14 protein-coding genes and 2 pseudogenes are annotated in these 10,299 nt (G+C 63.2%); 12 read left to right on the plus strand and 4 right to left on the minus strand.

Features of this window, described 5'->3' with window-relative positions; translation table 11 throughout:
• Positions 1 to 12 precede the first annotated feature (12 nt).
• The 11 genes and pseudogenes from AC04SH_RS19610 to AC04SH_RS19660 all read left to right on the plus strand — a co-directional run bounded on the left by AC04SH_RS19610 (position 13) and on the right by AC04SH_RS19660 (position 7,198).
• A complete protein-coding gene (locus tag AC04SH_RS19610) occupies positions 13 to 957 on the plus strand; it encodes a heme o synthase (RefSeq protein ID WP_488576286.1) in 945 nt (314 codons plus the stop codon).
• Positions 954 to 1,115 carry a hypothetical protein gene (locus AC04SH_RS19615; protein ID WP_488551028.1) on the plus strand — a complete coding sequence of 54 codons (162 nt, stop codon included), beginning with the start codon at positions 954 to 956 and terminating at the stop codon, positions 1,113 to 1,115. The genes AC04SH_RS19610 and AC04SH_RS19615 overlap by 4 nt, the downstream gene beginning before the upstream one ends.
• Before the next feature lie 8 nt (positions 1,116 to 1,123).
• Complete coding sequence (locus AC04SH_RS19620) at positions 1,124 to 1,750, plus strand: cytochrome c oxidase assembly protein (RefSeq protein ID WP_488576287.1); 627 nt, start codon at positions 1,124 to 1,126, stop codon at positions 1,748 to 1,750.
• Between the two features lies 1 nt (position 1,751).
• Positions 1,752 to 2,633, plus strand: coding sequence for a cytochrome c oxidase subunit 3 (locus AC04SH_RS19625; RefSeq protein WP_142866750.1), 882 nt, complete (start codon positions 1,752 to 1,754; stop codon positions 2,631 to 2,633).
• 94 nt (positions 2,634 to 2,727) lie between these two features.
• Positions 2,728 to 2,859 (plus strand): annotated as a pseudogene (locus tag AC04SH_RS19630) (L,D-transpeptidase family protein); the annotation flags it as partial.
• Between the two features lie 3 nt (positions 2,860 to 2,862).
• Positions 2,863 to 3,249 (plus strand): DUF983 domain-containing protein, encoded by a 387-nt coding sequence (locus AC04SH_RS19635; protein WP_436258876.1) that lies wholly within the window; start codon positions 2,863 to 2,865, stop codon positions 3,247 to 3,249.
• A complete protein-coding gene (locus AC04SH_RS19640) occupies positions 3,246 to 4,001 on the plus strand; it encodes an SURF1 family protein (RefSeq protein ID WP_488576288.1) in 756 nt (251 codons plus the stop codon). Before AC04SH_RS19635 ends, AC04SH_RS19640 begins: the two co-directional genes overlap by 4 nt.
• Before the next feature lie 68 nt (positions 4,002 to 4,069).
• Entirely contained in the window at positions 4,070 to 5,080 is a 1,011-nt protein-coding gene (gene ispH, locus AC04SH_RS19645) for a 4-hydroxy-3-methylbut-2-enyl diphosphate reductase (RefSeq protein WP_488576289.1), read from the plus strand.
• Between the two features lie 7 nt (positions 5,081 to 5,087).
• Entirely contained in the window at positions 5,088 to 6,050 is a 963-nt protein-coding gene (locus AC04SH_RS19650; protein WP_488576290.1) for a homoserine kinase, read from the plus strand.
• Complete coding sequence (gene rnhA / locus AC04SH_RS19655) at positions 6,047 to 6,592, plus strand: ribonuclease HI (RefSeq protein ID WP_112563900.1); 546 nt, start codon at positions 6,047 to 6,049, stop codon at positions 6,590 to 6,592. The genes AC04SH_RS19650 and rnhA overlap by 4 nt, the downstream gene beginning before the upstream one ends.
• Before the next feature lie 30 nt (positions 6,593 to 6,622).
• Complete coding sequence (locus AC04SH_RS19660) at positions 6,623 to 7,198, plus strand: histidine phosphatase family protein (protein ID WP_488576291.1); 576 nt, start codon at positions 6,623 to 6,625, stop codon at positions 7,196 to 7,198.
• A gap of 97 nt (positions 7,199 to 7,295) precedes the next feature.
• Here AC04SH_RS19660 and AC04SH_RS19665 read toward each other — a convergent pair whose 3' ends face one another.
• The 3 genes from AC04SH_RS19665 to AC04SH_RS19675 all read right to left on the minus strand — a co-directional run bounded on the left by AC04SH_RS19665 (position 7,296) and on the right by AC04SH_RS19675 (position 9,238).
• Positions 7,296 to 7,775, minus strand: coding sequence for a DUF2938 domain-containing protein (locus AC04SH_RS19665; RefSeq protein ID WP_488576292.1), 480 nt, complete (start codon positions 7,773 to 7,775; stop codon positions 7,296 to 7,298).
• Between the two features lie 69 nt (positions 7,776 to 7,844).
• Positions 7,845 to 8,321, minus strand: a complete 477-nt coding sequence (locus AC04SH_RS19670) for a redoxin family protein (protein WP_488576293.1) — start codon at positions 8,319 to 8,321, stop codon at positions 7,845 to 7,847.
• Between the two features lie 110 nt (positions 8,322 to 8,431).
• On the minus strand, positions 8,432 to 9,238 hold the full coding sequence (locus tag AC04SH_RS19675) for a protein-disulfide reductase DsbD domain-containing protein (RefSeq protein WP_488576294.1): 807 nt from the start codon (positions 9,236 to 9,238) through the stop codon (positions 8,432 to 8,434).
• Positions 9,239 to 9,453: 215 nt separating this feature from the next.
• Between AC04SH_RS19675 and AC04SH_RS19680 the strand changes: the two genes are divergently transcribed.
• Positions 9,454 to 10,062, plus strand: coding sequence for a YqgE/AlgH family protein (locus AC04SH_RS19680; RefSeq protein ID WP_488576295.1), 609 nt, complete (start codon positions 9,454 to 9,456; stop codon positions 10,060 to 10,062).
• Between the two features lie 93 nt (positions 10,063 to 10,155).
• Here AC04SH_RS19680 and AC04SH_RS19685 read toward each other — a convergent pair.
• A pseudogene (locus AC04SH_RS19685) lies at positions 10,156 to 10,299 on the minus strand (IS5/IS1182 family transposase); the annotation flags it as partial.

The following is a 10,299-nucleotide window of genomic DNA, read 5'->3' on the forward strand; positions in this document are numbered from 1 at the left end:
ACTCAACTACGCATGGCCCTGGTCGACGACCCATTGATTGACGAAGCGGGCTTTCGAATTTCGGAAGCTACTGCGGGCGATTTTTTCGCCCTGCTGAAGCCGCGCGTCATGTCGCTGGTGGTGTTCACGGCCTTTGTCGGCATGGTGGCGGCGCCCGTGACCGTCAACCCGCTGATAGCGATGGTCGCAATCCTGGCGATCGCCATTGGCGCAGGCGCCTCGGGCGCGCTCAACATGTGGTACGACGCCGACATCGATGCCGTGATGAGCCGGACCGCCGGTCGCCCGGTTCCGTCCGGCCGCATCCTGCCCGGCGAGGCCCTGAGTTTCGGCCTTGTGCTGTCGGCGCTGTCGGTGATGACGCTGGGCGTGCTGGTCAACTGGCTGTCGGCGGCGCTGCTCGCCTTCACCATCTTCTTCTACGCCGTCGTCTACACGATGTGGCTGAAGCGCTCGACGCCGCAGAACATCGTCATTGGCGGTGCCGCCGGCGCCATTCCGCCAGTCATCGGCTGGGCGGCGGTGACCGGAACGGTCAGCCTCGAAAGTCTCGTCCTGTTCCTGATCATCTTCCTGTGGACGCCGCCGCATTTCTGGGCGCTGGCGCTGTTCAAGTCCGACGACTACGCCAAGGCCGGCATTCCGATGATGCCCAATGTCGCCGGCCACGCCTCGACCCGCCGCCAGATCTTCGCCTATGCCCTGATCCTTGCGCCGATCGGCGTGCTGCCCTGGGTGCTCGGTTTCACCACCGCCGGCTACGGCATCGCTTCGCTGGCGCTCGGCGCGGGCTTTGTCTGGTATGCCTGGAAAGTGTTGCGCATGACCGACGACGACCGCGCCATGAAGCCGGCCAAGGCGCTGTTTGCCTATTCGCTGCTCTACCTGTTCGCGATCTTCGCCATCTATCTGGCCGACTGCGTCGTCGGTCGCGCTCTGGCCATCGGTGGAGTATGACCATGATCGACAAGAAGCTAGAACTGGTCACGCTGACGGAGCGCCAGCAGAAGGCGCGGCGCAACCGTTCGGCCGCGATCGGCCTTGCGCTGGCGGCGCTGGTTGTCGTCTTCTACGTCATCACGATCGTCAAATTCGGCCATACCGGATCGATGTGAGGCCGACGATGACCCGCCAGACCATGACCGACCCCGGGAAGAAAAACACCAACCTCGTTGTCGCCGCCGTCTGCGTCGCCTTCTTCGGCGGCATGATCGGCATGGCCTACGCCGCGGTGCCGCTCTACAAGGTGTTCTGCCAGGCCACCGGCTATGGCGGCACCACGCAGCGCGCCGAGAAGCAATATGCCGGCCGCATCCTCGACCGCGACATCACCGTGCGCTTCGACGCCAACACCAATGGCATTCCCTGGCAGTTCCAGCCGGTCGCCCGCTCGGTCACCATCAAGATCGGCGAGACCACGCAGGCACATTACAGCGCCACCAACAAGTTCGACCGCGCCGTCACCGGCCGCGCCACCTTCAACGTCCAGCCGGAACTGGCAGGCCCTTACTTCAACAAGGTCGAGTGTTTCTGCTTCACCGACACGACACTGAAGCCCGGCGAGACACTGGACATGCCGGTCGTGTTCTATGTGGATCCCGACATCGTCAACGTGCCGGAACTGAAGGACTTGAAGACGATCACCCTGTCCTACACCATGTTCCCGGTCGAAAAGAACAAACCGGTCGCTTCATCGGCGCCGGACAGCACCATCAAAGTTTCAGATACCGAAGCAAATCTCGGGGGTTGATATGGCAGACGCGCACGCAAAACCACAACACGACTACCATCTCGTCAACCCGAGCCCGTGGCCCTTCCTCGGCTCCATCGGCGCGCTGGTCACCGCCGTTGGCGGCGTTGCCCTGATGCAGTATCTCAAGAACGGCGATTTCCCGGTCTTCGGCCACAACATCGCCAATCCGTGGCTGTTCTTCATCGGCCTGGTCATCGTCCTCTACACCATGTTCGCCTGGTGGTCGGACACGATCAAGGAAGCGCATGAAGGGCATCACACGCGCGTCGTGTCGCTGCATCTGCGCTACGGCATGATCATGTTCATCGCTTCGGAAGTGATGTTCTTCGTCGCCTGGTTCTGGGCTTATTTCGATGCCAGCCTGTTTCCGGGCGAGGTGCAGCAATATGCCCGCACCGCCTTTACGGGCGGCGTCTGGCCGCCGAAGGGTCTCGAGGTCCTCGATCCCTTCCATCTGCCGCTTTACAACACCATCATCCTGCTTTTGTCGGGCACGACGGTGACGTGGGCGCACCACTCGCTGATCCATGGCGACCGTAAAGGCCTGATCAACGGCCTGGTGCTGACCGTCGGCCTCGGCATGCTGTTCACCATGGTGCAGGCTTACGAGTACATTCACGCGCCGTTCGGCTTCAAGGATTCCATCTATGGCGCCACCTTCTTCATGGCGACCGGCTTCCATGGCTTCCACGTCATCATCGGCACCATCTTCCTGCTGGTCTGCCTGATCCGCGCCATGAAGGGCGACTTCACGCCCAAGCAGCATTTCGGCTTCGAGGCGGCTGCCTGGTACTGGCACTTCGTCGACGTGGTCTGGCTGTTCCTGTTCAGCGCGATCTATGTCTGGGGATCGGCCGGCGCGCTGATCGAAGGCCACTGACGGCTTTCATCGGGGAATCAACCCCAAGGGATCAAAAAGGCGGCTGCGGCAATGCGGCCGCCTTTCTTTTTGTTGGGGCCCATCCATGGCTTACGGTTTCGGCTGGTGGGGCTGGCTGCTTCAATTGGTCGACTGGACCGACGGCTGCATTGGGGTTACCGACTCCGACATGGATGAAATCTGGGCTATGGTGCCGGATGGAACGCCGATCGAAATCGAGCCGTAGAACATGAGCGAAGACAAGGCGATCTGGCCACCCATCGAGCCGATTTCGGCCGGCCTGCACGGCCGCTGTCCGCGTTGCGGCGAAGGGCGGCTGTTCTCCGGCTTCCTGACCGTCGGCAAGCGCTGCATGAATTGCGGCCTCGACTATTCCTATGCCGATGCCGGCGATGGCCCGGCCGTGTTCGTCATCCTGATCATCGGCTTCATCATCGTCGGGCTGGCGCTGTGGGTGGAGGTGACGCTGAGCCCGCCGCTCTGGCTGCATTTCATCATCTGGATACCTCTGGCGGTGGCGTTGTGCCTGACGGCGCTGAGGCTGATCAAGGGCGTGCTGCTGACGCTGCAATACACCAACAAGGCTGCCGAAGGCCGGCTGGACCACGAGCAATGAGCGAGGCGCTGGCGAAAACCAACGGCCGTTCGCGGCCGAAGACGGCATTGCTGCTCGGCCTCGGTCTGGTGTTGTTCGTCATTCTGCTGGGGCTTGGCACCTGGCAGGTACAGCGCCTGCACTGGAAGGAAGGCCTGCTGGCGACCATCGACCAGCGCACACATTCGGCACCGCGGCCGTTGGCGGACGTCGAAAAGGAATTCGCCGCCACCGGCGATGTCGACTACACGCCGGTCACCGTCAGCGGCACATTCCTGCATTCGGGCGAGCGGCATTTCTACGCCACCTGGGACGGTGACGCCGGCTTCAATGTCTACACGCCGCTGGCGCTCGGCGATGGCCGCTTCGTGCTGATCAATCGCGGCTTCGTGCCCTATGACCTAAAGGACGCTGCCAAACGCCCGCAAGGGCAAGTGACGGGCAAGGTGACGGTCACGGGGCTGGCGCGCAATCCGCTGCCGGCAAAGCCATCGGTGATGCTGCCCGACAATGACGTGGCCAAGAACATCTTCTATTGGAAGGACCGTGACGTCATGGCGGCAAGCGCTGGCCTGCCCGCCGGTGCCGTGCTGGTGCCGATCTTCATCGACGCCGACAAAACGCCGAACCCCGGTGGGTTGCCGGTCGGTGGTGTCACCATCATCGATCTGCCGAACTCTCATCTGCAATATGCCTTCACCTGGTACGGCCTTGCCGCCGCCCTTGCCGCAGTCCTGATCATCAGGCTGCGCCGTCCGGCAAAAGCCGAATGATGCCAGCCGCCCTTGACAGGGCAGGGGTGCACACCTCATTTCGCCTCTGAACAACCGGCCCGGATTAGATGCTACACACCAAGACCAAGCCTCCTTTGACGATCCGGCTCTGCCAGCCGCGCGGCTTTTGCGCCGGCGTCGACCGCGCCATCCAGATCGTCGTGCTGGCGCTGAAGAAATACGGCGCGCCGGTCTATGTCCGCCACGAGATCGTGCACAACCGCTATGTCGTCGAGGGCCTGCAAAGCCTCGGCGCTGTGTTCATCGAGGAACTGTCGGAGATCCCGCCGGAGCATCGCAAGTCGCCGGTGGTCTTCTCCGCGCATGGCGTGCCGAAATCGGTGCCGGCCGACGCCCAGGCGCGCGAACTCTTCTATCTCGACGCCACCTGCCCGCTGGTGTCGAAGGTGCACAAGCAGGCGATGCGCCACCAGCGGCTCGGCCGCCATGTGCTGCTGATCGGCCATGCCGGCCATCCCGAGGTGATCGGCACAATGGGCCAGCTGGCGGAAGGCGCCGTCACGCTGATCGAGACCGAGGCCGACGCCGCAACCTTTGCGCCGGTCAACCCTGAGGCGCTCGGCTTCGTCACCCAGACGACGCTGTCGGTCGAAGACACCGCTGGCATCATCCGGGCGCTGCAGGAGCGCTTCCCGCAATTGCATGCGCCGGCCGCCGAATCGATCTGCTACGCCACCACCAACCGCCAGGAAGCGGTCAAGGACACCGCCGCAGGCGCCGATCTCTATCTGATCGTCGGTGCGCCGAATTCCTCCAATTCGCGCCGTCTTGTCGAAGTGGCGGAGCGCGCCGGCGCCACCATGTCGCTTCTCGTACAGCGCGCGTCCGAAATTCCATGGAATGACATCGCTGATATCTCGACGCTCGGCCTGTCTGCCGGTGCGTCGGCGCCGGAGATCATCGTCGACGAGATCATCGACGCTTTCCGCCAGCGCTTCGAGGTGACCATCGATCTCGCGATCACTGCGACCGAAACGGAGGATTTTCCTGTCATGCGGGTTCTGCGCGATGTCGAACTGACGCGGGCCGACATGGCCTTCGTCAACGGAGCCGCGTGAACAGCACATGGCGGTCTACACCGATGTCAACGAGGGCGAACTCGGCGCGTTCCTCAGGGCTTATCCGGTTGGCGAATTGCTGTCCTACAAGGGCATTGCCGAAGGCACCGAGAATTCGAATTTTCTGCTGCACACATCGAGCGGCTCCTACATCCTCACGCTCTACGAAAAGCGCGTCGACAAGGCCGACCTGCCGTTCTTCCTCGGCCTGATGGGCCATCTCGCCCGCAAAGGGATTTCCTGTCCGCTGCCGGTAACCGCGCACGACGGCACCGTCATCGGCACGCTGGCCGGCCGCCCGGCGGTCATCATCACCTTCCTCGAAGGCCTGTCGCTGCGGCGGCCGACAGCGGCGCATTGCGGCGAAGTCGGCAAGGCACTGGCCGCCCTGCATCTCGCCGGCCAGGATTTTGCGATGACCCGCGACAATGCGCTGGCCATCGACGGCTGGCGCAAGCTCTGGAACGCCTCGCGCGACCGCGCCGACGAGGTCGAGCCGGGACTGGCTGCCGAGGTCGACGCCGATTTCACCGATTTCGAACGCCATTGGCCGCGGGGCCTGCCGGCGGGAATCATTCATGCCGACCTGTTCCCCGACAATGTCTTCTTCCTCGGCGAAAAACTGTCGGGCCTGATCGACTTCTATTTCGCCTGCAACGACCTCTACGCCTATGACGTCGCCACCTGCCTCAACGCCTGGTGTTTCGAGAAGGATTTCTCCTTCAATCTGACCAAGGGCACGGCGCTGCTGGCTGGCTATCAGAGCGTGCGGCCCTTGAGCGATGGTGAGAGGGCGGCGCTGCCGATGCTGGCGCGCGGCTCGGCGCTGCGCTTCATGCTGACCCGGCTCTATGACTGGCTGACCGTTCCCGATGGCGGGCTGGTCATGAAGCGCGATCCGACCGAATATATCCGCCGCATGCGCTTCCACCGCGCCATCAGGTCCCCTTCGGAATATGGACTGACATGACCAAGCAGGTTGAAATCTTCACCGACGGCGCCTGCTCAGGCAATCCCGGTCCCGGCGGCTGGGGCGCCATCCTGCGCTTCAACGGCAAGACCAAGGAATTGTCGGGCGGCGAGGCTGAGACCACCAACAACCGCATGGAGCTGCTGGCCGCCATTTCGGCGCTGAATGCGCTGAAGGAGCCGTGCGCCGTCGAGCTTCACACCGACAGCAAATATGTCATGGACGGCATCTCGAAGTGGATCCATGGCTGGAAGAAGAACGGCTGGAAGACCGCCGACAAGAAGCCGGTCAAGAACGGTGAGCTCTGGCAGGCGCTGGACGAGGCCAACCGGCGTCACAAGGTGACCTGGAACTGGGTCAAGGGCCATGCCGGCCACACCGAGAACGAACGCGCCGACGAACTCGCAAGGGAAGGCATGGCGCCGTTCAAGAAGGGCTCGGCCGCATCTGCAACCCCGAAGCCTGCAGCCGCGCTGAAGCCGGCTGCGCCGGCCAAGCAGCCGGCAACCCCGAGAGCGCGGCGCTCGACCCAGAGCTATTGAGTTTAGGCTTCCCGGCAGGAAACCTCACCCGTGCCGACTGCATACTACATCACCCATCCGCAGGTTCAGATCGACGCCACCGTTCCCGTGCCGGAATGGGGACTGTCCGACATCGGACGGGCGCGGGCGTTGGCCATGCTCGACCAACCTTGGATCGGCTCGATCCGCCGCATCGTCTCATCCGCTGAACGCAAGGCCATCGAAACCGCTGAGATACTCGCTAGGCATCTCGGCCTTGCGGTCGAGGTGAGGGAGACCATGCATGAGAACGACCGCTCGGCGACAGGCTTCCTGCCGCCGCCGGAGTTTGAGGCGGTCGCGGACCAGTTCTTCGCCAACCCGCACAAAAACATTCGTGGCTGGGAACGGGCCATCGATGCCCAGCAGCGTATTGTGAGCGAGGTCGAGGCTGTGCTCGGTGCCGTCGACAACGGCGACATTGCCATCGTCGGCCATGGCGGCGTCGGAACGCTGCTGCTGCTTTCGCTCAGCAATCGCGAGATCAGCCGCGAGGCGGACCAGCCCGCCGGCGGCGGCAATTACTTCGCCTATGACATCGGCGTGCGTCGCGTCGTTCACGGATGGCGGCCGATTGAGGGCCGCTGATACGGTCAGGAGCGGCACTCCGCAGTGCCGCAATCGGGTTGTTGGAGAGGAGCGATACCGTCGCCGTGATGAAGCCACGCGCCGTCAGCGAATAGGGTTAGCGGATCAGCAGGGCCGTGCCGTAAAGGCCGAGCGCGAACACCGTGTGCGAGATCACGTTGAAGGCGCGGATCTGCATCGGGTTGGGGCGCTTTGAGGCGGCCCAGCCGGCGCCCATGCCCGGCGCCAGCAGGAACCAGCCGGCGCCGATGGTGACCATGCCGAGGATGAAGGCCGGCAGGAAGGTCGGCGCATCCAGCCACGCCTTGCCCACCAGCGCCACCAGGATGATGCCGTAGACGATGCCGGTGAAATAGTGGAAGGCCCAGCCCAGCGCCTTCTCATGCGCATAGGGCGCGGCATGGGCGATATCGTCGTGGAAGACCTTGCCGTCCTTGAGGTGCCAGACCCAGCGGCCAGGCGGTCCCCAGTTCGGCCGCGGCTGACTGAACGCCAGATGCAGGAACAGCGCCCACAGGTCCATCAGCACCGTGGCGCCGATGCCGATCGCAACACTGCGCCAGATGATGTCAAACATCGTCGAGGTCCCCCAAAAGCAGGGCATCGCGCCAGGCGGGCGCGATCGCCAGGTTATGGCAATCCGGGATTAGAGCTGGCTCAGAATGTGAGCCGCACCCGAAGTGTCGACGCCGGGCTTGGTCTCGACATTGAGCGCGGTGACCTTGCCATTGTCGACGATCATCGAAAAGCGTCTCGAGCGCAGCCCCATATCGTTGCTTATGAAATCGAGGCCGACCGACTTGGCGAATTCGCCATTGCCGTCGGCGAGATAGAGGATCTTGCCTTCACCACCGGTGAAATTGGCCCAGGCGCCCATGACATGGACGTCGTTGACCGAGACGACGGCGATGGTGTCGACGCCGCGCGCCAGGATGGCGTCGTGGTTCTCGAGATAGCCCGGCAGATGGTTGTTGCTGCAGGTCGGCGTAAAGGCGCCGGGAACGCCGAACAGGACGACCTTCTTGCCCGCAAAAATCTCGGCCGAGGTGATGACCTTGGCGCCGTCGGCGGTCATTTCCTTGAAGGTCGCATCGGGCAGTTTGTCGCCAACAGCAATGGTCATGATGGTCCTCGTGTGAAAGCAGGGAAGGTTTCTTGCGATAGCGAAATCAGGCATTTCCCGCAACCGCCGACAAGGCCTGGATCATGGGAAAGCCTGGATCGGGACTTGTATCAGGGGAACGGCAGAACGCCCTCGACCGCGCCTTCCCCACTTGTCAGGGTGTAATACAACCCGCCATCGGTCGGGGTCGTCGACGGCCGGTCGAGGATCGGTATGGTAAACACCAGCCGGCCGTCCTTTTCGCTGCGCGCCGGCGCCCCGAACATGTAGTCGCGTTCGCCGGCGACGAAGAAATCCGCCGCCTCCGGATCGCCGGGAAAGGTCGCCTCGACGACCAGCGTCTCGTGGTCGCCGGGCAGGATCTTGATGCCGAAATCGGCTTTGGCAGGGGCCGGCAAGGTGGCAAGGGCGGCCTTCACCAGCGCCGCATCCTCGGCATTGTCGGGATCGGCGGCGGGATCGACCCTCAGCCGCGTCTGCACCGGAATGCAGATCGTCTCGCAGATGCCGAGAAAGATATCGGCATCGATGACGGCCGCATCCTTCGGCGATGACAGGGTGAATGTCACCGGCAGCGAAACCGGATGGTTGTAGCCGGCCCATTTGCCGTAACCGTCGTCATGGCGCTGCGGCGGCGGGAAGGAAAACGCCGCATCGGTGATGTTGGTGCTGGCCGAGACATCGATCTGCGGTGGCACGCCAGCATCGCCCGGATCGCGCCAATAGGTCTTCCAGCCGGGCTTGAGCGCAATGTCGAGCACGCCATGGATGCGGCCTGCCTCGTCCGCTTTGCCTGATGTCACCAGCCGCACCTTGCCGCCTTCGCTGTTGTACCAGTCCGAAGAGGAAGCCGCGGCGGGAAGGGCTGCCCCGCATTCGACGGCGGCACCGAGCAGCAGGATTTTCAAGCTTTGCATGGCGGTGATTTGATCGTCAGTTCATGGCCGCGCAATGTTTTCATGGCGCTTTGCGTATCATATTTGCGTGACTTTTGGGCGAGGAACAGTCGAGCTCAAGCAATCAGCCGGGGGAAATTGGTAGTCAGGAATCCGTTGTTCCAGGCATTGGGCTTTGAGCGAATCGCGCGCGGCGCATCTTTTCGGCGCTCCGGAAACGCGTTACGCTCCGCCCCATGGACTTGTTGCGCCACAAAAAGACGGCCGGCGGACGCGGCTTTCTCGACGACCAGTTCCTGATTGCCATGCCCGGCATGAAGGACGACCGCTTCACGCGCTCGGTCATCTATATCTGCGCGCATAGCGATGAGGGCGCCATGGGCCTGATCATCAACCAGACGCAGCAGATGCTGTTTCCCGATCTTCTGGTGCAACTCGGCATCATGAACGAGCAGGAGGCGATCAGGCTGCCGGCGCAGGCCCGCGACTTCGTCGTGCGCAATGGCGGCCCGGTCGACCGCAGCCGCGGCTTCGTCCTGCACTCCGGCGACTACCGGGTAGAATCCTCGCTCACCGTCTCCGATGATATCTGCCTGACCGCGACCGTCGACATATTGCGCGCCATCTCGTCCGGCCGCGGCCCGCGGCGCGCGCTGATGGCGCTCGGCTATTCCGGCTGGGGCCCCGGCCAGCTGGAAACCGAGATCGCCGAGAATGGCTGGCTGACCTGCCCGGCGACGCCGGAGCTTCTGTTCGACGCCGACATCGAACGCAAATACGACCGCATCCTCGCCTCGATCGGCATTGATCTGGCGCATCTGAGCCTGGCGGCTGGGCACGCCTGAGGCTCGTCTTCGCCAACGTTCGCGATTAACCGAAGCAGCCCAAACCTTCGTCATCCTAGGGCGTAGCAGTCGCGAAGCGACGTCGCGGAGACCCTAGGGCGTGGACTCAACGTGTCGCAGCCAAATCCTTAGGGAGGCGAGGGTAAGAGTTGCGAGGAAGTTTCGACCAAGCTTGTCGAAGCGGGTAGCGGCCCTGCGGAACTGCTTGAGTTTGCAGAAGAAGCGCTCGATGCGGTT

The organism is Mesorhizobium sp. CNPSo 4688 (assembly GCF_057784295.1).